Source organism: Stenotrophomonas sp. STEN046, from assembly GCF_056759755.1.
The window spans coordinates 1-22,683 of sequence record NZ_JBRRDR010000021.1 but is presented as its reverse complement, the minus strand read 5'-3'; the positions used below and the strand labels follow the sequence as shown (position 1 = coordinate 22,683).

General features: G+C 67.4%; 17 protein-coding genes. 11 read left to right on the top strand and 6 right to left on the bottom strand.

What is annotated here, in order from left to right; all coding sequences use genetic code 11:
- Nucleotides 1–2: 2 nt before the first annotated feature.
- Nucleotides 3–713, top strand: coding sequence for an N-acetylmuramate alpha-1-phosphate uridylyltransferase MurU (murU, locus tag ACVOLJ_RS11595; protein ID WP_481564171.1), 711 nt, complete (start codon nt 3–5; stop codon nt 711–713).
- Between the two features lie 808 nt (nt 714–1,521).
- The gene (locus tag ACVOLJ_RS11590; protein WP_475279361.1) at nt 1,522–2,946 is read left to right on the top strand and encodes a DEAD/DEAH box helicase; all 1,425 of its coding nucleotides are present in this window, start codon (nt 1,522–1,524) and stop codon (nt 2,944–2,946) included.
- A 612-nt stretch (nt 2,947–3,558) separates the two neighbouring features.
- Here ACVOLJ_RS11590 and ACVOLJ_RS11585 read toward each other — a convergent pair.
- Both ACVOLJ_RS11585 and ACVOLJ_RS11580 read right to left on the bottom strand, forming a co-directional pair.
- Nucleotides 3,559–6,153 carry a M14 family zinc carboxypeptidase gene (locus ACVOLJ_RS11585; protein WP_475279362.1) on the bottom strand — a complete coding sequence of 865 codons (2,595 nt, stop codon included), beginning with the start codon at nt 6,151–6,153 and terminating at the stop codon, nt 3,559–3,561.
- A gap of 67 nt (nt 6,154–6,220) precedes the next feature.
- On the bottom strand, nt 6,221–8,860 hold the full coding sequence (locus ACVOLJ_RS11580) for a TonB-dependent receptor (protein WP_481564170.1): 2,640 nt from the start codon (nt 8,858–8,860) through the stop codon (nt 6,221–6,223).
- 195 nt (nt 8,861–9,055) lie between these two features.
- Here ACVOLJ_RS11580 and queD point away from each other — a divergent pair, with 195 nt between their 5' ends.
- Complete coding sequence (queD, locus tag ACVOLJ_RS11575) at nt 9,056–9,418, top strand: 6-carboxytetrahydropterin synthase QueD (protein WP_475279364.1); 363 nt, start codon at nt 9,056–9,058, stop codon at nt 9,416–9,418.
- 271 nt (nt 9,419–9,689) lie between these two features.
- On the opposite strand, the gene asnB is transcribed toward queD, so the two are convergent.
- Nucleotides 9,690–11,591, bottom strand: a complete 1,902-nt coding sequence (asnB, locus tag ACVOLJ_RS11570) for an asparagine synthase (glutamine-hydrolyzing) (protein ID WP_481564169.1) — start codon at nt 11,589–11,591, stop codon at nt 9,690–9,692.
- Nucleotides 11,592–11,937: 346 nt separating this feature from the next.
- Here asnB and ACVOLJ_RS11565 point away from each other — a divergent pair, with 346 nt between their 5' ends.
- Together ACVOLJ_RS11565 and ACVOLJ_RS11560 are read left to right on the top strand one after the other, a co-directional pair.
- Nucleotides 11,938–12,627, top strand: coding sequence for a winged helix-turn-helix domain-containing protein (locus ACVOLJ_RS11565; protein ID WP_475279528.1), 690 nt, complete (start codon nt 11,938–11,940; stop codon nt 12,625–12,627).
- Nucleotides 12,624–13,967, top strand: a complete 1,344-nt coding sequence (locus tag ACVOLJ_RS11560) for an ATP-binding protein (protein WP_481564168.1) — start codon at nt 12,624–12,626, stop codon at nt 13,965–13,967. Before ACVOLJ_RS11565 ends, ACVOLJ_RS11560 begins: the two co-directional genes overlap by 4 nt.
- On the opposite strand, the gene ACVOLJ_RS11555 is transcribed toward ACVOLJ_RS11560, so the two are convergent.
- Together ACVOLJ_RS11555 and ACVOLJ_RS11550 are read right to left on the bottom strand one after the other, a co-directional pair.
- Nucleotides 13,964–15,436, bottom strand: a complete 1,473-nt coding sequence (locus tag ACVOLJ_RS11555; RefSeq protein ID WP_481564167.1) for a sensor histidine kinase — start codon at nt 15,434–15,436, stop codon at nt 13,964–13,966. The two genes, ACVOLJ_RS11560 and ACVOLJ_RS11555, sit on opposite strands and share 4 nt — an antisense overlap.
- A complete protein-coding gene (locus ACVOLJ_RS11550) occupies nt 15,433–16,152 on the bottom strand; it encodes a response regulator transcription factor (protein WP_475279368.1) in 720 nt (239 codons plus the stop codon). The genes ACVOLJ_RS11555 and ACVOLJ_RS11550 overlap by 4 nt, the downstream gene beginning before the upstream one ends.
- Nucleotides 16,153–16,294: 142 nt before the next feature.
- On the opposite strand from ACVOLJ_RS11550, the gene msrB reads away from it, so the two are divergent.
- The 4 genes from msrB (at nt 16,295) to ACVOLJ_RS11530 (ending at nt 20,985) form a co-directional block, all read left to right on the top strand.
- Nucleotides 16,295–16,870, top strand: coding sequence for a peptide-methionine (R)-S-oxide reductase MsrB (gene msrB / locus ACVOLJ_RS11545; RefSeq protein ID WP_481564166.1), 576 nt, complete (start codon nt 16,295–16,297; stop codon nt 16,868–16,870).
- Between the two features lie 2 nt (nt 16,871–16,872).
- Nucleotides 16,873–18,642: a cytochrome c biogenesis protein DipZ gene (locus ACVOLJ_RS11540; protein WP_475279370.1), complete on the top strand. Its 1,770-nt coding sequence runs from the start codon at nt 16,873–16,875 to the stop codon at nt 18,640–18,642.
- 14 nt (nt 18,643–18,656) lie between these two features.
- A complete protein-coding gene (msrA, locus tag ACVOLJ_RS11535; protein WP_481564165.1) occupies nt 18,657–19,394 on the top strand; it encodes a peptide-methionine (S)-S-oxide reductase MsrA in 738 nt (245 codons plus the stop codon).
- A gap of 148 nt (nt 19,395–19,542) precedes the next feature.
- Nucleotides 19,543–20,985 (top strand): aminotransferase-like domain-containing protein, encoded by a 1,443-nt coding sequence (locus tag ACVOLJ_RS11530; protein ID WP_481564164.1) that lies wholly within the window; start codon nt 19,543–19,545, stop codon nt 20,983–20,985.
- A 16-nt stretch (nt 20,986–21,001) separates the two neighbouring features.
- Here the strand turns inward: ACVOLJ_RS11530 and bioD are convergent, their stop codons facing one another.
- On the bottom strand, nt 21,002–21,688 hold the full coding sequence (gene bioD, locus ACVOLJ_RS11525; RefSeq protein WP_481564163.1) for a dethiobiotin synthase: 687 nt from the start codon (nt 21,686–21,688) through the stop codon (nt 21,002–21,004).
- 67 nt (nt 21,689–21,755) lie between these two features.
- Between bioD and ACVOLJ_RS11520 the strand changes: the two genes are divergently transcribed.
- A complete protein-coding gene (locus ACVOLJ_RS11520) occupies nt 21,756–22,238 on the top strand; it encodes a GAF domain-containing protein (RefSeq protein ID WP_475279374.1) in 483 nt (160 codons plus the stop codon).
- Complete coding sequence (locus ACVOLJ_RS11515) at nt 22,235–22,597, top strand: TfoX/Sxy family protein (RefSeq protein WP_475279375.1); 363 nt, start codon at nt 22,235–22,237, stop codon at nt 22,595–22,597. The genes ACVOLJ_RS11520 and ACVOLJ_RS11515 overlap by 4 nt, the downstream gene beginning before the upstream one ends.
- Nucleotides 22,598–22,683 lie beyond the last annotated feature (86 nt).

Here is a 22,683-nt window from a genome sequence, read left to right as displayed (position 1 = left end):
CGATGAAGGCCCTGATCTTCGCCGCCGGCCTCGGCGAGCGCATGCGTCCGTTGACCCTGCACACGCCCAAGCCGCTGCTGCCGGTGGCCGGCAAGCCATTGATCGTCTGGCATCTTGAACGCTTGGCCGCCCTCGGCGTGCGCGATGTGGTGGTCAACACGGCCTGGCTGGCCGAACAGTTCCCGGCTGTTCTGGGCGATGGCAGCCAGTGGGGCGTGCGCCTGCATTTCCTGTACGAAGGCCAGACACCGCTGGAGACCGGCGGTGGCATTCTCAATGCGCTGCCGGTACTGGGCGATGCGCCGTTCCTGGTGGTCAACGGCGATATCTGGACCGACTTCGATTTCGCCACGCTGCCGCGCGAACCGCACGGCGAAGCGCACCTGGTGCTGGTGGACAATCCCGCGCAGCATCCCGACGGCGACTACCGGCTGGATGCGCACGGCCTGTTACACCACGACCGCGCAGGCCCGTGCCTGACCTACGCCGGCATCGGGCTCTACCGCCCATCGATCGTGGCCGACTGGCACGCGGTGATCGGCGATGCACCGGGCAGCGAGCGGGTGCCGCCGAAGTTCTCGGTGGTGCCGCTGCAGAAGCACTTCATGGCGCAGGGCCTGATCAGCGGGCAGCACCATCGCGGGCGCTGGACCGATGTGGGTACGGTGGATCGCCTGCGCGCGCTGGATGATGAGTTGGCTGCGAACGGCTGAGCCCCTCGTGGCTGGGCGACTTGAGAACAGAAGCCTTGCTTGGCCGGTCGGGGTGCGCTGCGCAGGGGACGCTGCAAGTACGTCCATGTAAGCTCGGTCGCCGCATCCATGCGGCTCACGCCCCTGCGCAGCCCACCCCGACCGGCCTCTGACAGTTTCCGTGGGCGTCCAGCCACGGAAGAAAGAAAGAAAAGCAAAAGCGGATCGCTTCGCTACGCTCGCTCTGGTGTCGACCAAGGTCGACACCCACCACAAGCAAGACACTTGTCGACCAAGGTCGACACCCACCAACAGCAGTGCAGTACGCAGTCCCGGCAGATCGCGGGAATCTGTCGAAGGCGGGGTGGCTCAGGTTGCGGGGGCGTGAGCGCCATGGATGGCGCGACCGAGGCTACATGGACGTATTTACGCCGTCCCCCGCAACCGGACCCACCCCGCCATCCCTCAGGAAACCAGCTTTTGACGTTGACGTTGACGTTGCTTCGGCTTCGGCGGGGGCAGGGCGCAGCCCTGCAGACACAACCGCAACCTGAACAGGCCCTTTTGCGTGAAGTCTCAAACATCGTTTAGACTTGCAGGGTCTGCAGCGGCCGTCCGTTTCCCTTCGGGATCGCCGGCGACCGGGGTCCGCCCCCTTCGCCCGCCCCCACTCCGACGCCGTTCGTCACGCATTCCAGCCGGCGCTTCGCGCCGGCTGCACCCAATTCTCGCAGCGCGGTTCACGGGAACGCTCCGAGTCAGCCGATCAGTTTGATCTGCCCCCGTCTGTCCGTTCGGACAGGCGTTAACTGTACTTGGAGCAATCTCAATGTCTTTTGAATCCCTGGGCCTTGCGCCCTTCCTGCTGCGTGCGCTCGCCGAGCAGGGCTACGAAACCCCGACCCCGATCCAGCAGCAGGCGATCCCGCTGGTGCTGGCCGGCCGCGACCTGCTGGCCGGCGCACAGACCGGTACCGGCAAGACCGCTGCCTTCGGCCTGCCGCTGCTGCAGCACCTGGGCACCGCCTCGCAGGAAGTGCGTACCGGCCCGCGCAAGCCGCGTGCCCTGATCCTGGCCCCGACCCGCGAGCTGGCCACCCAGGTGCATGACAGCCTGCGTGGCTACAGCAAGTACCTGCGCATCCCCAGCGCCTGCATCTACGGCGGCGTCGGCATGGGCAACCAGCTGGACATCCTGCGCCGTGGCGTGGACCTGCTGGTGGCCTGCCCGGGCCGCCTGATCGACCACCTGGAGCGTCGCAGCATCGACCTGTCCGGCATTGAACTGCTGGTACTGGACGAAGCCGACCGCATGCTGGACATGGGCTTCCTGCCCTCGATCAAGCGCATCCTGGCCAAGCTGCCCAAGCAGAACCGCCAGACCCTGCTGTTCTCGGCCACCTTCGAGGACAACATCCGCCAGCTGGCGCTGGAATTCATGCGCAACCCGGAGCAGATCCAGGTCACGCCGAAGAACACCGTTGCCGAAACCATCACCCACCGCGTGCACCCGGTCGATGGCGGCCGCAAGCGCGACCTGCTGCTGCACCTGCTGGCGCAGGACAGCCGCGAGCAGACCCTGGTGTTTGCCCGTACCAAGCACGGCAGCGACAAGCTGGCCGCGTTCCTGGAAAAGTCCGGCATCAAGACCGCTGCGATCCATGGCAACAAGAGCCAGGGCCAGCGCCTGCGTGCACTGGGCGACTTCAAGGCTGGCCGGGTGACCGTGCTGGTGGCCACCGATATCGCTGCGCGCGGTATCGACATCAACGAGCTGCCGAAGGTGATCAACTTCGATCTGCCGATGGTGGCCGAAGACTACGTGCACCGCATTGGCCGTACCGGCCGCAACGGTGCCACCGGCGAAGCGATCTCGCTGGTCGCGCAGGATGAAGTGAAGCTGCTGCGCGCGATCACGCGCCTGCTCGGCCGCGACATGGATATCCGCGATGTGCCGGGCTTCGAGCTGCAGGTGCCGATCCGCTGGGGCAACAGTGCTCCGGGCAAGGCCGAGCACGAGACCGGTGAACGCGCACCGCGCAAGAACCACGCCCGTCGTCCGCACGGCGACGCACCGCGTCACGCCCATGCAGGCCCGAAGAAGGCCGGCGGTGGTCGTCGCGAGGGCGGTGGCAATGGCCAGCAGCGTGCAGGTGCCGGTGCCGGTCAGGGCCAGCGTCGTGGCGGCGCCGGGAATTCCGGTGGCGGCCGTGGCCGCAGCCAAGGTGGCAATGGCGGCGGTCGCGCCGGCTGATCCCAGCTGACATGGATGGCGCTTCCCGCTGCGCGGGGGGCTGTCGGAGGACGGCGCTGACGCGCCGTCCTTTTTTGTTGCTGGCTACCGGGTGATAAAGCACGCGGTGGCAGTACCGAGGGCGGATGGGCGTGGGGCCAGCGCAAAACACGCCGTAAACCCCGCTCCGCGGTCCGGCCCAGCCGCTGGCGGCTGGGCGTTCGGGCGCTTGCGAAGCAGTGCTTCGCAGGCAAAACGCCCTCACCCATGGGGGCTCGGTCGGCGCATCCATGCGCCTCACGGTTCTGCGCTGGCCCCACGCCCATCCGCTTCAAGCATTGCCTGCGCCTTCTTGTCCCGCCGGGTAGCCGGAAGAAGAAGGATCAAATTCAAGTTCAAAGACAAAAGCAAAAGCCGGACTTCCAGCTTTTGCTTTTTTGCTTTTGCCCTTGCTCCCGCCTTGGGTTTGATGCGTCCGCGCCCGCGGGAAAATGTCTGGGGAGGACGGATGGGTTGCGCAGGACCGCAGGCGCCATGGATGGCGCCTACGAGCCTACAGGGACGTACTTGCGGCGTGTCCTGCGCGGCCTATCCGTCCTCCCCACCCCCATGGCAATGAAGGCGCCAAACGCCTCAACCCCGCGCCTTAGCCGGATTCACCAGATTCCCGAAGAAGATCGCGTTGATCAGCAGCCGATCAGTCCCGTGCCAGTACTTGCGATGCGCCGGGTCATCGGCGAACAGGATCACATTGCCCTGCCCCTGCGCCGACACCAGCAGCCACGCACTGCCGGCCACCCGGCTGCGGTTGCGCTCGGAAAGATAGCCGTTCACCCGCGGCGTGGCGTCGATGCGCACCACCGTGGAGAAACCGTTCGCGCTGGGCTGCAGGGTCACGGTGTTCTCCTTGTTGATCGCCAGCTGCCGACGTGGCACACCGAATGCCAGTGGGTGGCTGGTATCGACATCGGCGCTGAGGATATTGCCGCTGACACGCTCGATCGCAGCAATGTCGCGCTGGTCACCGAAGGCACGGCGCGCGGTGTCGCCAGCGTCTTCATCCTTGCCCAGCGTCTCGCCCTCGGCCAGCTTCTGTTCGATCGCCCACTTCGACGCGGTGCCGTAGGTGACCAGTGAGCCACCGGCCTGGATCCAGCGCTTCAATGCGGCTACCGCCGTGGCATCGATGCCGGTGTAGCTGCCACCGGACAACACAACGGTGGTGTAACGATCCAGCGCTACCTTGCCCAGCTGCTGCGGGTCGAGCTTGCTGGCCGGCAGCTGCAGCTGCTGGTCCAGCAGGAACCAGGCCGAACCGATTTCGGTGGCGGCCACGCCCTCCCCCATCACCAGCGCAACGGCCGGCTTGCGCAGTGCCTTGACGCTGTCACTGCCGAGGTCGATGCCTTCGCGGCTGCGGCCGCTGGACAGGGCATGCACCTGCACGCCGGCATCGCCTGCGGCGGCAGCGACGGCGTGCTGCAGGGCGGTGCCCTGCAGTGGCTGCCCGGCGACCGGCACCACGATGCTGCCGCCGGCAAAGGCGATATCGCCCTGCGCGGTGCTGGCAGTGAACGGCTGGAACGCCGTCCGTGTGGAGAGCCCCTTGGCCTGCAGCGCCACCAGTGCGCGGCCGGCGTTGTAGTCGCGCCAATCGATCACATAGGCAAAGCGGGCATCACCGCCGATCACCCCGCCCTGGACGGTGGGCACTTCGGACACGCGCGCGCCGCCATCGATCCGGCTGCGGCTGCCGGCGAACGCCACGCCATAGGCCGGGGCGATCGCATAACTGGTGCTGCCATAGAACACATCGCCCTTGATCGGCGGGGTCTCGGCGAAGATCGAGTGCACCAGGCGGAACTGCGCCTGCTGCACCGGCACCACGTAGGCATTGCCCGCGTCGAAACGCCGGCCGTCAACGGTGACGTCGCGGTCCAGTGCACGCACCTCGATCCGGTGCAGCAGCAGCAGCTCCAGCAGACGCCGGGTCAGTGCCGGGTCATGCGCATCGCCGAACACGAAGCTCTTCACCGGCTGCTGCGCCGCCTGCTTCAAGGCGCTCTGGAAGAACGTCTTCTGCAGGTCGAACAGTCCACTGCGCTCTGTCACCGCCCCGCGCACCGTGCCCAGGCCGGTGGCCACCTGGTTGCGGATGGTGAACGGGAAGGTCAGCAGCCCGTTCACCGATTCCTGCACACGGCCGCGCGAACTGGCCTGCTCGACAGTGACGCCGACCGCGCCATGGAAATCCGGATAGGTCGAGCCATACACCGGCGAGAAGTTGTCGAAGTTTTCGCCGGTGTAGTACAGCGAGCCCAGCGCATCCAGCGCCTGCGCGTGGTACCTGGCCAGGGTCTTGTTGAATTCATACGACGCAGCGGGAATCAGCGGGCTGTGCATGCTCTTCGGCGACGGCTCGAAGTAGTACGTGCTGTCCTTGCCCATCTCGTGGAAGTCGATCTGCACGTTCGGGTACCACTGGTGGAACACCTCGACCTTCGGCCGCGAATCCTGCTGGGTCAGGGCAAGCCAGTCGCGGTTGAGGTCGGTGAAGTAGTGGTTGGTGCGCCCCTGCGGGAATGGTTCGACATGTTCCTTGTCGGCCGGGTCGGCCGAGGCCGGGCTGGAGGCCCACGCGTTGTGCCAGTTCGCCGCGCGATCGCGACCGTCGGGGTTCTGCGCCGGGTCGAACAACACCACCGCCTGCTGCAGCCACTGCTGCGTTTCAGCGCTGCGGTTGGCCACCAGATAATAGGCGGTCAGCATCGCGGCCTCGCCACTGGAGGTCTCGTTGCCGTGCACGCTGTAGCCCAGCCATACCACCACCGGGCTGTCCCCGGCCGCGCTGCGTGGCTGCGCCGGATCGACCAGGGTGGCGTGTTGCTGGCGGATCTGTTCCAGCCGCGCCTGGTTGCTGGCCGCGGTGACGGTGGCGATCAGCAGCGGCCGGCCCTCGTAGCTGCGGCCGATCTCGCGCACGCTGATCCTGTCCGAGCGCCTGGCCAGTTCCTGGAAATAGGCAACCAGTTGATCGTGGCGGGTGAAGCGGCTGCCGATTGGATAGCCAAGGAACTGTTCCGGCGTGGGAATGCTGGCATCGAAGCCGGAGGCTTCGCTGGCCTGCGGGAAGAAGTAGGCGCTCTGTGCGTGAACCGCAGGCGGCGCGGACACGACGGCGGTGAGAGCGAGCAGCAACGGCACAACGACACGGCGATGCAAGGACACGGTGACTCCCCAGAAGGAACGTGGCGACACGACCGGTCGCGCATGGCGACCGGTCGTGTGCGGTGAATCAGAAGCGGTAGTCGAAACCCAGCGTGAAGTAGCGGCCACGCAGGTCGTACTGGCTGAAGTCGTACGGCGCACGGATGCCCGGGAACGACGCGTCGTACGGCGGCGTCTTGTCACCCAGGTTCTGCACCTTGGCGTACACGGTCAGGTTGTCGATGCCGGTGTAGCCCAGGTACAGGTCGAACTGGTTGTACGCATCGACGCGGTCCTGCACGGCCGCGGCGGCGGTGCTGGCCTTCTGGTCGTAGCCGCTGGTGTAGTACCAGGTGACCGCGGCGGTGTAGTCGCTGTACTTCCAGTCCAGGGTGGTGGTGGCCTTGTTCTTCGGCAGGGTGGCACCGAGGTTGCTGCCGGCATAATCCACCAGCGGGCCACCGACCACGGTCGGGCGGCGATAGTCGCGCACGTGGGTATAGGCCGAGGTCACGGTGAAATCACCGAGGGCGGTGGTCGGGATGCGCTGGCGCAGCTCGACGTCGATGCCCGAGGTCTTCAGCTCGCTCAGGTTCTGGTAGCGGTTGAACACCGCCTGCAGCTTGCCGCGCTCATCGCGCTGCACCGCACCGGCGACGTTGTCGTTGACCAGCGTCTGGGTGTTGTTGGTACCGACAAGGTTGTCCAGCTGGATACGGTAGTAGTCGATGCTGAGGTTGGTGTTCTCCCATGGCGACAGCACCACGCCGAAGTTCAGGCTCTTGGTGCGCTCCGGCTTCAGTTCGCTGTTGCCGACGGTGAAGAAGGTCGGGTTCTGTCGCGAGCCCGGCACGTCCGGATCACGCGGATCGACCACGCTGCCGTAGGCGATGCTGGTGCTGTTGGAGTTTTCCGACAACGACGGTGCACGGAAGCCCTTCGATGCAGAAGCGCGCACCAGCAGGAAATCCAGCGGCTGCCAGCGCAGGCCAAGCTTGGGCGAGAACGCGTCACCGAAGTCATCGTAATGGTCGGCACGCGCGGCGGCCGACAGTTCCAGGGTCGATGCCAGCGGCACGTTGACCTCGGCGTATGCCGCGCTGACCTTGCGTTCGCCATGCACTTCGGCGATGGCCGGGCGTACCTGCAGGCCGGCATCGATCTGCCACGGATTGTTGGAATCCAGCTTCTCGCGCCGCCATTCGGCACCGGCGGCGAAACCGATGTCGCCGGCCCAGGTATGGCCGAGGCTGCCGGAGATCTTCGCATCGATGCCCTGCAGCACCGACTCGGCCGGGCGCAGGGTGGCGATGTTGATCGAATCGCGTACCGACTGCGGCGTGGCCGCCGGGTTCAGCAGGTTGTAGCTGCCGCTGGCCAGCGCATTGGCCAAGGCCCAGCGGTTGGCGAAGCCGCCGGAGACGCTTTCGCGCTCGCTGCTGCGCGCGCCGAAGGCGGCCACTTCCCAGTCCCATTTTTCGGTGTTGCCGCGCAGGCCGAACACGCCGCGATAGGCGGTGGAGCGGTTGGTCTTGATGGTGCCGCCGAGGTCGAAGAAGGTGTACTCGATCGGTACCGCGCGGCCATACGGGTTGTAGGGGCTGCTGGCCGGCAGGTTGGATGACACCGGCTCGGCCAGGCCGGTCTGGGCGTTCAGTGCGAAGCGCCCGCTTTCCAGGGTGAAGAACGGGCTGCTGCCGAACCAGGCGGCACTCTTGATCTGGCTGTACAGCACTTCGCCGAAGGCTTCGGCGTTGTCGCCCAGCCGGAAGGTGCCGTTGGCATACGCCTGGTAGCGCTTGGTGGAGGGAATCAGCGTGGTGTACGGCGCCTGGTTGAAGCCACAGGTATCGCCGGCCAGGCCGTCGATCGGTGCACTGGCCACGCGGGTGGTGCCGGTGGGGCAGTTGCCGTTGGCATCGAGCATCGGCACCGAGGCGCCGTTGACCAGGTAGCGCGCGCCCTTGGCCGACCAACCGTTCCAGCGGCCGCCGGGCTGGTCGCTGTAGATGCCGCTCTTGGTCAGGTTGCGCTCGTCCTGGTCCAGGCGCTCACGGTTGTAGGCCTGCAGGCTGAAGAGGATGTTGTAGCCGTCCTTGTCGATGTCGCCGAGGCCACCGACGAATTTCAGGTTCTGCTCGTGCAGGCCGCCCTGGTCGGCGCCGCCGAAGCTGCCACCGATCTCGGCCCCTTCGAAATTCTGCCGGGTGATGATGTTGACCACGCCAGCGACTGCATCGGAACCGTACACGGCCGAGGCACCATCCTTGAGCACTTCGATGCGTTCGACGGCGACCAGCGGCAGCGCATTGAGATCAACGAAGGTGTCCGACAGGCCACCGGCCGGGAAGCCGTAGTTGGCCAGGCGACGGCCATTGAGCAGCACCAGCGTGTTCTTCTGCGAGAGTCCGCGCAGGCCGATGCCGGCCGAGCCCGAGGCCCAGCCGTTGTTGGTGGTTTCGTTGCTGGCGTTGCCGGTGTTGGCCGAGATCGAACGCAGGACATCGGCGACGGTGGCCTTGCCGGTCTGTTCCAGCTGCTGGCGGGCGATCACCTGCACCGGGTTGGACGCCTCGGTATCGGCGCGCTTGATGTTGGAACCGGTGACGCGCACGGCGGCCAGGGTGCTGGCCTCGCCATTGGCATCGGCGGTGGTTTCGGCGGCGGCAGACAAAGGCGCGGCCAGAGCGACGGCCAGGGCCGCCACAAGCAGGGTGTGCTGGGGCATGACGATGTGGGGGAGGTAGTGGAAGGACGAGGTAAGTTCCGCAGTAATCCATGCCTGGCCGGGATCCGGCCAATAACATCTCTTCATACGGATATAAGAGAAACTATCATCTCTTCATCCGGATGGAAAGAATTTCTTCACGGAAACCGAACGCCGGGCCGGGCCCAGCGTCGTCCTGCGGCGTACAATCGCGGCATGGAAATCTTCAAAGTCTTCATGCTCGAGGCGGCGCACCGCCTTCCCAATGTGCCGCCGGGGCACAAGTGCGCGCGCCTGCACGGGCATTCGTTCCGGGTGGAACTGAAAGTCGAGGGCGAGCCCGGTGCGCAGACCGGCTGGATCATGGACTTCGGCGATGTGAAGGCGGCCTTCCAGCCGATCTACGACCGCCTGGACCACCACTACCTCAACGACATCCCCGGCCTGGAAAACCCGACCAGCGAGAACCTGGCGGTGTGGATCTGGGCCGAGCTGAAGCCGCTACTGCCGGCCCTGAGCGAAATCACCGTGCATGAGACCTGCACGTCCGGCTGCCGCTACCGCGGCCCGACCGCCTGACAACCAACTGATCTGAAACGTATTTCCAGGTCAGTGAGGGCGCGTTCATCAATTTTGTTGCATTGCCGCATGATCGGCGTATGCTGCATTGCATCAAGCAAATGCACGGCGCATGCGATTGGCGACAGCCACTGACGCGACGCCCACGCTCATTGCATGGGTCCCTCCCCCCATGCAATCCGGACCCGGCAGATCCCTCCCTCTGCCGGGTCTTTTTTTGCCTGCTATCCGGCCGTAGTACCGGGCCATGCCCGACGGGCGCAACGCTGCGTCAGCGCCCGCGATTGGCGTGCCAATGCTGGTGCCAGGCCTGGAACATCAGCACGTTCCACAGGTGGGTGTGCCACTTGCGTTCACCACGCAGGAACGCCTCCCAGATCGCACGTACGCGCACGACATCGAAGCAGCCCTGGTTGCGCAGCAGTTGCGGGTCCAGCAACGCTTCGGCCCAGTCGCGCAGTGGACCGGCCAGCCAGCGTGCCATCGGCGGGCCGAAACCCCGCTTGGGCCGATACACCAGCGGTGCGGGCAGGTAACGCGACAGCAGGTGCTTGAGGATCCGCTTGTGCTCGCCATCGTGGTATTTCAGATGCTGCGGCAGGCGCCAGGCCAGGCGCACCACCTCCATGTCCAGCAGCGGCGAACGTGTCTCCACGCCCGACGCCATGCCTGCACGGTCGACCTTGGCCAGGATGCCTTCGGCCAGGTCCATGCGGAAATCCAGCAGCTGGATGCGCGCTTCGGCCGGCAATGCGGTGTCCTGCTGCTGGAAGAGGGTCGCCGGTTCGCGCGCCCCCAGCACCACCTGGGTGGGCTGCCGCCAGCGGGTGACGCGCTGCAGGTAATGGCCTTCCACATCGTTTGCAGCCACCTCGGCCACCAATGCGCGCCACCCGCCAAGGCGGCCGCGCTCGACGTTCAAGCGGCTGCTGCCGCGCCGGGCAAGATCGCGCACCCAGTCCGGCAGGCCACCGCACAGGCGCGCATTGCGCAATGCGCGGCCATAGCTCGGGTGGCCGAAGAACAACTCATCACCACCATCACCGGTCAGCGCCACCGGCTTGCGCGCGCCCAGCAGCTCGCTGGCCAGCAGCGTGGGCAGCTGCGAAGCATCGGCAAACGGTTCGCACCAGACCTGCGGCAGCCGCTGCAGCAGATCAAGCCCCTGGCGGCTGTCCATCCGGTGCAGGTGATGGTGTACGCCCAGGTGGCGGGCCACCTGCGAGGCCCACTCGCTCTCGTCGTGGCCTGAATCGTCGAAACCCACCGTCCACGCTTCGATCGGCAATGCAGATTGCGCCTGCATCATCGCCACCACCAGCGACGAATCGGTGCCGCCGGACAGGAATGCGCCACAGGCCAGCGGCGAGTGCATGCGCGCGGCCACAGCCTGCTGCAGGATCACCTCCAGCTGGTCGGTGGCCTGGTCCAGGCTGGGCGCCGGTTGCAGCGGCTGCTGCAGCGCCGACTGCATCGCATCGCGGGCGCACCAGTAGCGATGGCCACCCTGTGCCGCCTGCGTCGAACCGCCGGCGGCATGATCCTTCAGATCCACCCGCAGCATCGCCCCGGCCACCAGTTTATGGATGCCGCGGTAGATCGTGTGTGGCGCTGGCACGTAGTCATGCCGCAGCAGCAGGCTCAACGCGTCCTGGTCGATGCTGGGAGCGAAGCCGGCGAAGGCCTGCAGCGCCTTCAGTTCCGAAGCGAACAGGAACTGCCCCTGGTACCACCCGTAGTACAGCGGCCGCTCGCCGACCGGATCGCGCGCAAGCCACAGCTCATGCGCATGCCGGTCCCATACGCTGAAGGCGAAGGCGCCTTCGACGCGCGACAGCGCACGCTGTACTCCCCATTCGACAATCGCGTGCAGCAGCAGGCGCGCATCGGTGCAGCTGCGCGGCAGATCGCGCAGCTGTGAACGCAGCGCGGCCGCGTTGTAGATGCGCCCATCCAGGCACAGCACATAGCGCCCACAGCTTGAACTGAGCGGCTGCAACGGCATGTCGGCCGGTGCACGGCAATGGCCCAGGGCCAGCCCGGATTCCGCATCGGTCCAGTAGCCGATCCGCCCGCGGCCGCGCTGCTGCAATGCGCGCAGCATGGGGGCCAGCTGCTGGAGCAACTGCTCATCGTCGGCGGGCGGCAACCATGCGCCGACCACGCCGCTCATCGAACGGCTCCGGGGCGATGGCAGTCGGGGGTGCGCGGGGAGCGGGAGGCGGACGGCATGGTGGCGGCACGCGTGGGGAGAGGCCTGCCATGCTCCGCCCGGGCGCGCCAGCCGTCAGTCGCGTTGCTGTCAGCGACGGTCACCGCAGGCAGGTGTTGCGTAACGTTTTGTAACACGCCGCTGGCTATCCTGCGGCCAAGCCTTTGCCGGGCATGCACCCCGGCCGGCGCGCCAGCAACCCCGGCTGAATGGCGCCCGCCCCCAGGACCCGGGCGGCCCGACAGCTGGGATAGCATCGCCGCGCTCGTGCCACGGCGGTACGGTAATGCCGATGGAGGCCCTGCAAATGCTGGATATCGTACTTGTCGAAGACGACGCCCGGCTGGGCACGATGGTCAGCGACTACCTGCAGCGGCACGGCTACCAGGTTGCCCACGAGCGCTGCGGCGAGCGCGCCATCGCGCGGATCCTGAGCGAAAAGCCGGCGCTGGTCCTGCTCGACATCGGCCTTCCCGGCCAGGATGGTTTCGAAGTGTGTCGGCAGATCCGGCCCCACTACGACGGCATCATCTGCGTACTGAGCGCCCGCACCGACAACATCGACCAGGTGCTGGGCCTGGAACTGGGCGCCGACGACTACATCGGCAAGCCGATCGAGCCGCGCGTACTGCTGGCGCGGCTGCGCGCCCACCTGCGCCGCCATCGCCGGGTCGAGCCCCGCGATGGCGCGCTGCGTTTCGGTGAGCTGAGCATCGACCCGTCCACCCGCAACGTGCATCTGCAGGGCCGCCTGCTGGAATTGACCACCGCAGAATTCGACCTGTTGTTCCTGCTGGCCAGCAATGCCGGCCAGATCCTCGACCGCGACGCGCTGCTGCGTGGACTGCGCGGCATCGCCTTCGACGGCCTGGACCGCTCGATCGATGCGCGCATCTCGCGCCTGCGCCGCAAGCTGGGCGACAATCCGGAACAGCCCGAACGGATCAAGACCGTACGCGGCCGCGGCTACCTGTTCAGTCGTTCGGCATGGGGATGAAGCACACCTCGTCGGCCATGCGCGGCCATGCCTTCCACTTCCTGCGCTACGGCATCGGCTTCCTGATCGCCCACCTGCTGCTGATCGTGCTGGGCCTGTGGGCCTGGGACGCGCTGCTGGAAGACCGTACCGAGGCCAGCCTGCAGGCGGAAATGCGCGGTACCCACGCGCTGCTGCAGCACCGCTTTGCCGAAACGCCGCCCGCGCAGTGGAAGGCGCTGACACGGCAGCTGGATGTCGACTTCGCCTATCCGCTGCGGCTGATGCCGCTGGCCGAGGCTGCCGCCCAGCTGAGCAGCAGCCAGCAGCAGGCGTTGTACAAGGGCCGGGTACAGATCGAATTGGAGCACATGCTCAGCCTGCAGCGTATCGGCAGCAGCAACAGTGCCGTGGTGATCGGGCCGTTGGACCAGGCCCTGCCCGAGGAAAGCTGGCAGGACAGCGAAGCGTCCGGCGTGGCCATCATCCTGCTGATCCTGATGGTGGCGGTGGCGCTGCCGATGTACGTGATGGTGTACCGGCTGTGGCGCGATGTCTCGCGGCTGGCGCAGACCGCGCGACGGATGCGCGATGGCCAGCTGGAGAGTCGTGCACCGCGTGCCGGCACCGCGCTGGTGCGGCCGTTGGCCAAGGCCTTCAACCACATGGCCGAACAGCTGCAGTTGCTGCTGGAAAGCCAGCGCGTGCTGGCCCAGGCGGTGGCCCATGAAGTACGCACGCCGCTGGCGCGGATGCGCTTCGGCCTGGCGGATCTGGAAGAAACCGGGCTGGATGAAGGCCAGCGCGACGCCCTTTCGGGCCTGCGCATCGACGTCGACCGCCTGCAGCACCTGACCGATGCCGGTGTGGAGTACGCCGCTCTCGGCCGCTGCCACCAGCTCACCCGCCAGCGGCTGCAGCTGTCGGCGCTTGTCCGCGGCGTGGTCGACCAGTACGCGCCGCTGTCGATACCGGTACAGCAGGAGCTATCGCCGGCCGGGCTGGTCAACGTCAACCGGCACATGCTGGAACTTGCGCTGCGCAACCTGCTGGGCAACGCACTGCGCTATGCACGCCGCCAGATCCGCATCACCAGCACGCTCAATGAGGGCTGGCTGTGCCTGCAGGTGGAGGATGACGGCCCCGGCATCGCCGCCGAACTGCGCAGCCAGGTCCTGCAGCCCTACGTGCGGCTGGACCCGGCCAGCCCCGGCTTCGGGCTGGGGCTGGCACTGGTGCAGGTGGTGGCGGACAAGCACGGCGGCCATGTCGAAGTGGTCGACTCGGTGCTCGGCGGTGCCTGCATCCGTTTGCTGCTGCCGATGGAAAGCGGCGTCGCGCCCGCTGCCGAAGCGACCTAGTTCGCGTCGGCATCCGCGCGTGGCAAGGCGAACACGAACAGCGCGCCGTGTTCACTGTCACGCAGTTCAATGCGGCGGCCATGCAGCTGCACGATTCGCTGCACGATCAGCAGGCCGAGCCCGCCGTTTTCGCCGCGCCGCGCCCCCAGTGCGGCAGGTGCCTGGAACAGCTGCGCACGCAGTGCCGGGGCAACGCCGGGGCCATCGTCCTGCACCGTCACCTGCACGCTGTCGCTCAGCGCGGCCAGCCGCACTACCACGTTGCCGCCCTCGGGCGCGTGGCGCAGCGCATTGTCGAGCAGGTTGGTCAGCACCCGCTCCACCAGCCCCAGGTCCGCACGCACCAGCGGCAGCCCGGGCGGGAAATCGGCATGCAGGCGCTGCCCGCGGGCCTGCGCGGCCAGTTCGAATTTCTGCAGCACGTCCTGCAGCAGTTCGGTCAGCGCGAACACTTCCCACTCCAGCCGCACCTCGCCGTGCTCCAGCCGTGCCAGTTCGAACAGCGCGCGGGCCAGGCGCCCGACCTTGGCACTCTGTGCCAGCGCAATGCCGAGATAGCGGCGGCGTTCTTCAGGCGACAACGTGGCTTCCTTCAACGCCAGCGTTTCCAGATAGCCATGCAGCGATGACAACGGCGTGCGCAGGTCATGGGAAATGTTGGCCACCAGCTCGCGGCGCTGCAGGTCCTGCTGCCGCAGCTGCTGCCATTGCTCACCCAGCCGTTGCGCCATCTGCGCATGGGCATGTTCGAGGATCTTCAGTTCATCGCGTTCACCGGCGCGCAGCGGCGTGGGCGCTGGCAGCGGCGTGGGTGCATCGATATCGAACGCCTGGATGCGACGGGTCAACTGGCGCAACGGGCGGGTCACCCAGTAGAACGCCACCAGCCCGGCCAGCAGCCCCAGGCCACCGATCAGCAGTACCGACCACAACGTCGTGCGCCACTGCCCGCTGGCGGCGAGGTCATCGGCCAGCATCTGCCGGTGCTCGCCCACCAGCACTACGTAGACATAGCCCGCCTGCCGGCCCTGCACCACCAGCGGCGCAACGCTGAACACCTTGCGGCCATCGGCACTGCGCGGGTCGTCGCCGAGGATCGGCAGCGGCGCGCCAGACAGCAGGCGCTGCAGCGGCGTCACGTCCACCTGGCTGCGCAGCAGATGGCCGCTGGGTGCATCGTGGCCGAGGATGCGGCCCTGGTCGTCCAGCAGGTACACCTCGACACTGGGATTGACCGCCATCAGCTGGCCGAACAGCGCGCGCACCGCCGCATCCCGCATGCCGCTGGTGTCCATCAGTTCGCTGCGTTGGGCGATGTGCTCGGCAAGGCCCAGCGACAGGCGCTGCACCACTTCCTGCTCGTGCCGGGTGTTGGTGCGCATCTGCCAGGCCAGCAGCGCCATGCAGCACGTCAGCATCAGCGCCGACATCACCAGCGCCAGTTTCTGCCACAGGTTCGGCTTGATCATGCCGACGCCCCTGCCGGGTCGACCAGCTTGTAGCCACGCCCCCACACCGTGAGCAGCCGGCGGGGGTTGGCCGGGTCCGGTTCGATCTTGCTGCGCAGGCGGTTGATGTGGGTGTTGACGGTGTGCTCGTAGCCATCGTGCTGGTAACCCCACACCTGGTTCAGCAGTTCCATGCGCGCGAACACCTGGTCCGGGTGGCGGGCAAAGAACAGCAGCAGTTCGAACTCACGCGGGGTCAGCTCCAGCGCGGCGCCGTCGACCGATGCCGTGCGCGCGACCGGGTCCAGCCGCAGGCCGCCCAGTTCGATCGCGCCGGCATCGATACGCGCGTTCTGTGCCATCGCCTCGGCGCGACGCAGCAGCGCACGCACCCGGGCCACCAGTTCCGGCATCGAGAAGGGCTTGGCCAGATAGTCGTCCGCGCCCAGTTCCAGACCGACGATGCGCTGGGTTTCACTGCCGCGGGCGCTGATGATGATGATCGGCACGTAACGCGCCATCGCGCGTGCGCGCTGGCAGACCTGCAGCCCATCCACGCCCGGCAGCATCACATCCAGCACCAGTGCATCCCACGGTCCTTCCTGTTCGATCAGGCGCAGGCCGGCATCGCCGCTGGCGGCGTGCGCGACTTCATAGCCCTCGTCAGCCAGATGCATGCGCAGCAGGTCGGCGATATGGGCATCGTCTTCAACGATCAGGACACGTTTGCTGGACATCGGCAGGGCTTCGCCAGTGGGGGCTGCCCGCATTGTGGCGCGGGAGCGGCCGCGATACCTCACGGAAAATTGAATCCTGCGTGAGGATTCGTTGATCGCCGCGGGCGCAGCATGGCCACGTCATCCCTTCCAGGAGTCCGCCATGTCCCTTACCCGCCGCCACCTGCTGGGCCTGGGGGGGCTTGCCGGCGCTGCCGGCCTGCTCGGCCTGGGCGCGTGCAGCCGGGCCGAACAGGCCTCGGCCGCGGCGCGCCCATCGCGACAGTTCGAGGTCAGCCGCAGCGATGCCGAATGGCGGCGCCTGCTGACCCCGGCCCAGTACGCGGTGCTGCGCCAGCAGGCCACCGAACGACCGTGGAGCAGCCCGCTGGACAAGGAGCACCGGCAAGGCACCTTCAGCTGTGCCGGCTGCGCACTGCCGCTGTTCTCCTCGTCCACCAAGTTCGACAGCGGCACCGGCTGGCCCAGCTTCTGGGCACCGCTGCACAACGCGGTCGGCGAGGACCGCGATACCACCTTCGGCATGTTGCGGGTGGAAGCGCATTGCCGCCGCTGCGGCGGCCACCTCGGCCACGTCTTCAACGACGGCCCGCGTCCCACCGGGCTGCGCTACTGCATGAACGGCGTGGCAATGGCCTTCGCGCCGGGAGCTGCACAACAGGACGCCGCCGGTGGCTGGCGCGTGCCGCTCGGCGCTTCCCCCACCTCTGGAGCATGATGATGCTGCTGTTGCTGCTGGCCTATCTTGGTGGTGTGCTGACCCTGCTCAGCCCGTGCATCCTGCCGGTGCTGCCGTTCGTGTTCGCACGCGCGGACCGCCCCTTCCTGCGCAGTACCCTGCCCCTGCTGGTGGGCATGGCGTTGACCTTCACCGTGGTTGCCAGCCTGGCCGCCGTCGGCAGCCAATGGGTGGCCCAGGCCAACCAGATCGGGCGCTGGGTGGCGTTGGTACTGATGGCCGTGTTCGCCGTCGCGCTGCTCTGGCCGACCCTTGCCGATCACCTGCTCGCCCCGTTCCAGCGGCTCGGCGCACGCCTGAGCGCGCGTGCCGATGCCGCCGATGCGGCGGGACGTGGCGGCGCCTGGACCTCGCTGCTGATCGGTGTTGCCACCGGGCTGCTGTGGGCGCCCTGTGCCGGCCCGATCCTCGGCCTGGTGCTGACCGGGGCGGCCCTGAACGGTGCCAGCGTCGGCACCAGTTCGTTGCTGCTGGCCTATGCACTGGGCGCGGTGACTGCGCTGGCGCTGGCGGTCTGGGTTGGCGGGCGCGTGTTCCGTGCGCTGCAGGCACGCCTGGGGCTGGGCAACGTGGTACGCCGGGTGCTGGGTGTTGCCGCGCTGCTGGCGGTGGTTGCGATCGGCCTGGGGTGGGACACCGGCCTGCTGACCCGCCTGTCGGCCGTCAGTACCGCACGCATCGAACAAGGGCTGCTGGATGCGGTGCCCGGCGCGCAGCCGGCCGCACCCCCGATGATGATGATGGCCGGCGCCGATGCACGCGGCGATGCGCCACTGCCGGTGGAAGGCACCCTGCCCGCACTGGACGGTGCCACCGGCTGGCTCAACAGCCCACCGCTGACGGCCGCCAGCCTGCGCGGCAAGGTGGTGCTGGTCGATTTCTGGACCTACTCCTGCATCAACTGCCTGCGCGCGATGCCGTTCGTGCACGAGTGGGCGCAGCGCTATCGCGACCATGGACTGGTGGTGATCGGCGTGCACACCCCGGAATTCGCCTTCGAGCGCGACCCGCGCAACGTGATGAAGGCGGTGCAGCAGCTGAAGGTCACCTACCCGGTGGCGCTGGACAACCAGTATGCGATCTGGCGCGCGTTCAACAACCGCTACTGGCCCGCGCACTATTTCGTCGACGCGCAGGGCAACATCCGCGGCCACCAGTTCGGCGAAGGCAACTACGCCCATTCCGAACAGGTGATCCGTCGCCTGCTGACCGAAGCCGGGCAGACCGATCTGCCACCGCCGGCCGACCCCGCTGCGGCCGACCTGCAGGGTGTGGCCACGCAGGCGGACATGAGCAACCTGCGTTCGCCGGAAACCTACCTGGGGCATGCCCGCGCCGAGCAGTTTGCCTCGCCGGGCGGGCAGCGTGCCGACGCCGCGTTCGATTACACCTTGCCTGCCACCCTGGCATTGAACCAGTGGGGCCTGGCCGGGCACTGGAACGTCAACGACGAGGCTGCCCGGTTGCAGCAGGCCGGTGGCCGCATCGGCTTCCAGTTCCATGCGCGCGACCTGCACCTGGTCGTGGCGCCCGGCGCGGACGGCAAGCCGGTGCGCTTCCGCGTGTGGCTGGATGGCAAGCCGCTGCCCGCCGCCGATGCCGGTGCGGATGTCGGCGCAGATGGTACCGGCACCATCAACGAACACCGCCTGTACCAGTTGATCCGCCAGCACGGCACGGTTGGCCCGCATCGCTTCGAAATCGAGTTCCTCGATGCGGGCGTGCAGGCCTATGCCTTCACTTTTGGTTGAAGCAGGAGGACACGATGAAGCTTTCCTTCGAACAGGGTATTGCCGCCGGTGTGGCTGGCCTGGTAGCCAGCGCCCTGGTGGCTGGCGTAGTGCTGGTTGGCCCTGGGGCGATGGCCGCGCCGGTTGAAGCCAGTGCACAGGTGCGGGCCCTGCCTGCACCCACCGGTGATGCGGCGTTCGGCGATCAGGCCACCCATGCCAGCGTGGTGTTTGCCGGTGGCTGCTTCTGGGGCGTGCAGGGTGTGTTCCAGCACGTCAAAGGCGTTAGCAACGCCGTGTCCGGCTACATTGGTGGCAGCGCTGCCGATGCGCGCTACGAGCGGGTGGCCGGTGGGCGCACCGGTCACGCCGAAGCGGTGAAGGTGGACTACGACCCCCGCCAGGTCAGCTATGGCCAGCTGATGCAGGTGTTCTTTTCGGTGGTACATGATCCAACCCAGCTCAACCGCCAGGGCCCGGACCATGGCAGCCAGTACCGTTCGGCGATCTTCAGCGACGATGCGCGGCAGCAGGCTGCCAGCCGTGCCTACATCAGCCAGCTGGGCCAGGCCGCCAGCTATCGCGCACCGATCGTCACCCAGGTAAGCAGCGGCCAGCGCTTCCATCCGGCCGAGAGCTACCACCAGAACTACATGAGCAACTACCCGCAGGCGGCGTACATCCGCTACTACGACGCTCCCAAGCTGGCCGCGCTGGGCAAGCAGTTCCCTGCGCTGTACCGGCGCGATCCGGTGCTGGTGCCGATGCGCTGAACCGGCGCGACCTTCACCATGAAAAAGACGCACGGCCACCGGGCCGTGCGCTTGGGAAATATCGATGCGGCCCCGATCAGGTCCGCCCGACAGCCACATGCTAGGCTCGGCGACATCATGGGTACAGAGCCAGATGTCGGCCAGTTCGATGGATACAGAAGACAACACTTCGATGATTCCTCCCCGCTACCAGCGGCTGTCCGATGAGCTGGCCGAAGCCATCCACGGTGGCCGCCTGCCGGTCGGCAGCCGATTGCCTTCGCTGCGGCAGATGGCGTCGCAGCGGCAGCTCAGCCTGAACACCGTGATTGCGGCTTATCGCCAGCTGGAAGACGCCGGGCTGGTGATTCCGCGGCCCAAGGCGGGTTTCGAAGTGGCGCCACGGCTTTCGGCGCCGCAGCGTTCACTGCGTGATGCTCCGTCGGCCCCCACTGCACCGCTGCAACAGGTATTGATGGCGCGTGTACTGGAAGCACAGCGACGGCCCGGGGTGATCGACCTTGCCTTTGCCGGCCCACGCGGACGGCAGTTCTATCCGGGTGCGCAGCTGGCACGACACACCGCGCAGGTGCTGCGGCATGGCCTGCAGACCGTGGAAACCTACGCACGCCCGAACGGTTCACCACGCCTGCTGGCGCAGATCGTGCGGCGCGGCCCGCGCCTGGGCCTGCATACCCACGCCGAACGCCTGCTGCTGACCCACGGCGCGATGGAAGCATTGCAGCTGGCCTTGCGTGCCGTTACCCAGCCGGGTGATGCCGTCGGCATCGAGGCGCCCTCGTACTTCAACCTGTACCCCTTGCTGACCACGCTAGGCCTGCAGCCGATCGAACTGCCCACCCACCCGCAGCACGGACTGGATGTGGACGCGCTGGAATCGTTGCTCGAGCACACACCGCTGGCAGCGCTGGTGGTGATGCCCACCGTGCACAACCCACTGGGCTGCACCATGCCGATCGCCGCCAAGCAGCGCCTTGCCGAACTGGTCAATGCACGCGGGCTGCCGCTGATCGAAGATGCGGTCTATGCCGAGCTGCAGTTCAGCGAACCGCCAGCGCCGCTGCTCAAAGCCTTCGACAGCGACGGCTGGGTGATGGTGGTGGGTGGCTTCTCGAAAACGCTGGCGCCCGATTACCGGATCGGCTGGCTCGACGGCGGGCGTTTCGCAGAGCGCATCGCGCTGCTGAAATTCCAGTCCACCGGCGGCGAGCCGCAGCTGCTGGGCGACGCCGTGGCGGCCTATCTGGAAGCGGGCAGTTACGAGCACCACCTGCATCGCATGCGACGGCTGTACCGCGAACAGGTCGGACGCCTGCGGCAACTGGTCGCCGAGCATTTCCCGGCCGGAACCTGCGCGACCGAGCCGCAGGGGGGCTTCCTGCTGTGGCTGGAACTGCCGGGCGTGGAGACCGGCGAACTGTTCGAACGGGCCCTGCAGGAGGACATCGTGTTCATGCCGGGACAGGTGTATTCACGCGGCGCGCGTTATCGCCATTGCCTGCGGCTGTCGTGCTGCCAGACGCTCGATGCGCGCTTCATCAGCGCGGTGGAGCGCCTGGGCGCGATCGCGCGGGAGCTGGCGGTGGGTTGATGGCCCGGCGCAACCATCACGCGCTGTGCAGATGCGCGCTCAGCACGTCGCCATCGGCGCCCGGCAGATGCGGCAGCCGTCCCCAGCACGGCATCGGCAGGCGCTGCTGCAGCGTCGCGAAGTTCTCGTCCTGGCGCTGCATCGATGGGTCGATGTGGTTGCCGATCCAGCCCAGGCAGTCCACGCCGCTGGCCTGCAGGGCGTGCGCCGTCAGCCGCGCGTGGTTGACACAGCCCAGCCGCATGCCCACCACCAGCACCACCGGCAGCTGCAGTGCGCGCACCAGGTCCAGCTGGTCCAGTTGCGCCGACAGCGGCGCCAGCCAGCCGCCCACGCCCTCGACCACCACCACATCGGCCTGTGCGCGCAGGCGCTCGAAAGCGACCACGATCGGTGCCAGCTCAATGCGCACGCCATCCTCGGCCGCGGCCAGTTCTGGTGCCAGCGGTTGCCGCAACGCGTAAGGGTTCAGATCCGCATAGTCGGGCGTCGGCTGGCTGGCCGCCTGCAGGGCCAAGGCATCATCGTTGCGCAGGCCGTGCCCCTGGTCCTGGCTGCCACTGGCCACCGGCTTCATGCCCACCGCGCGCAGGCCGCGACGCCGCAATGCGTGCAGCAACGCAGTACTGGACGCGGTCTTGCCGATCTCGGTATCGGTGCCGGTCACGAACAGGGCCGGGGGCACGGTGGCAGGCAGGGGCATCACAGGTTCCAGCGGGTCAACGGAGCCTGCATTATCGCTGGCCCGGCACGCTTGCTAGACTGCGGCCATGTTCGCCAATGCCTCGCTTACCGGCAGCAAGCCGGAACAATACGCCCAGCTGCTGGAACAGGCCCGTGGCCTGGTCTACGGCGAGTCGGACCGCATCGCCAATGCGGCCAACCTCGCTGCACTGGTCTACCACGCCCTGCCCGGCCTGAACTGGGTGGGCTTCTACCTGTACGACGGCAAGGAACTGGTGGTCGGTCCGTTCCAGGGCCTGCCGGCCTGCGTCCGCATTCCGCTGGACAAGGGCGTGTGCGGTGCGGCCGCCAGCCAGCGTGTCACCCAGCGCATCGAGGATGTGGAGGCTTTCCCCGGCCACATCGCCTGCGATGCCGCCTCACGCTCGGAACTGGTGGTGCCGCTGCTGCGCGGCGATGAACTGATCGGTGTGTTCGACATCGACAGCCCCGAGGTCGGCCGGTTCGATGCCGAAGACCAGGCTGGCCTGGAAGCCATCGCCCGGGTGTTCGTCGAGGCTCTGGGATGAGCGCGGTCAAGCTGCGCAACATCGGCCCGAAAAGTGCGGCGTGGCTGCGCCAGGTCGGCCTGCGCAGCCGCGAAGACCTGGTTGCCATCGGTGCGGTTGGCGCCTTCGTCAAGGTCAAGCGCGCCGGCTTCAAGCCCAGTCTCAACCTGCTCTACTCGCTGGAAGGCGCGCTGCTGGACTGCCATTGGCAGGAGCTGGGCGAAGCACAACGCGATGCGCTGGTGCAGGACTACGAGGCGCGCATTGCCGCGCATCCGCTGAAGGCCGCCGGCCCGGCATCAGGCCCAGTGCACGAGCAGCGCTTCGACCAGGACGATGACGGCGAAGAAAGCGTGCCCGACAGCACCGACGAGGATTGAACGGTAGCGCGGGGGGCGGCCCGGGCCGGCCGGAGAGCGGCCGCGGGGGGCGCGCGGCGGGGAGGGCCCCGCCGCCGCCCAGGGTG

What these genes read in the sequence shown, in the direction of transcription:
- murU (WP_481564171.1), top strand. Translation starts at nt 3, where the DNA reads ATGAAGGCCCTGATCTTCGCCGCCGGCCTCGGCGAGCGCATGCGTCCG.
- ACVOLJ_RS11590 (WP_475279361.1), top strand. Translation starts at nt 1,522, where the DNA reads ATGTCTTTTGAATCCCTGGGCCTTGCGCCCTTCCTGCTGCGTGCGCTC.
- ACVOLJ_RS11580 (WP_481564170.1), bottom strand. Translation starts at nt 8,860, where the DNA reads ATGCCCCAGCACACCCTGCTTGTGGCGGCCCTGGCCGTCGCTCTGGCC.
- queD (WP_475279364.1), top strand. Translation starts at nt 9,056, where the DNA reads ATGGAAATCTTCAAAGTCTTCATGCTCGAGGCGGCGCACCGCCTTCCC.
- asnB (WP_481564169.1), bottom strand. Translation starts at nt 11,591, where the DNA reads ATGAGCGGCGTGGTCGGCGCATGGTTGCCGCCCGCCGACGATGAGCAG.
- ACVOLJ_RS11565 (WP_475279528.1), top strand. Translation starts at nt 11,938, where the DNA reads ATGCTGGATATCGTACTTGTCGAAGACGACGCCCGGCTGGGCACGATG.
- ACVOLJ_RS11560 (WP_481564168.1), top strand. Translation starts at nt 12,624, where the DNA reads ATGAAGCACACCTCGTCGGCCATGCGCGGCCATGCCTTCCACTTCCTG.
- ACVOLJ_RS11555 (WP_481564167.1), bottom strand. Translation starts at nt 15,436, where the DNA reads ATGATCAAGCCGAACCTGTGGCAGAAACTGGCGCTGGTGATGTCGGCG.
- ACVOLJ_RS11550 (WP_475279368.1), bottom strand. Translation starts at nt 16,152, where the DNA reads ATGTCCAGCAAACGTGTCCTGATCGTTGAAGACGATGCCCATATCGCC.
- msrB (WP_481564166.1), top strand. Translation starts at nt 16,295, where the DNA reads ATGTCCCTTACCCGCCGCCACCTGCTGGGCCTGGGGGGGCTTGCCGGC.
- ACVOLJ_RS11540 (WP_475279370.1), top strand. Translation starts at nt 16,873, where the DNA reads ATGCTGCTGTTGCTGCTGGCCTATCTTGGTGGTGTGCTGACCCTGCTC.
- msrA (WP_481564165.1), top strand. Translation starts at nt 18,657, where the DNA reads ATGAAGCTTTCCTTCGAACAGGGTATTGCCGCCGGTGTGGCTGGCCTG.
- ACVOLJ_RS11530 (WP_481564164.1), top strand. Translation starts at nt 19,543, where the DNA reads ATGGATACAGAAGACAACACTTCGATGATTCCTCCCCGCTACCAGCGG.
- bioD (WP_481564163.1), bottom strand. Translation starts at nt 21,688, where the DNA reads ATGCCCCTGCCTGCCACCGTGCCCCCGGCCCTGTTCGTGACCGGCACC.
- ACVOLJ_RS11520 (WP_475279374.1), top strand. Translation starts at nt 21,756, where the DNA reads ATGTTCGCCAATGCCTCGCTTACCGGCAGCAAGCCGGAACAATACGCC.
- ACVOLJ_RS11515 (WP_475279375.1), top strand. Translation starts at nt 22,235, where the DNA reads ATGAGCGCGGTCAAGCTGCGCAACATCGGCCCGAAAAGTGCGGCGTGG.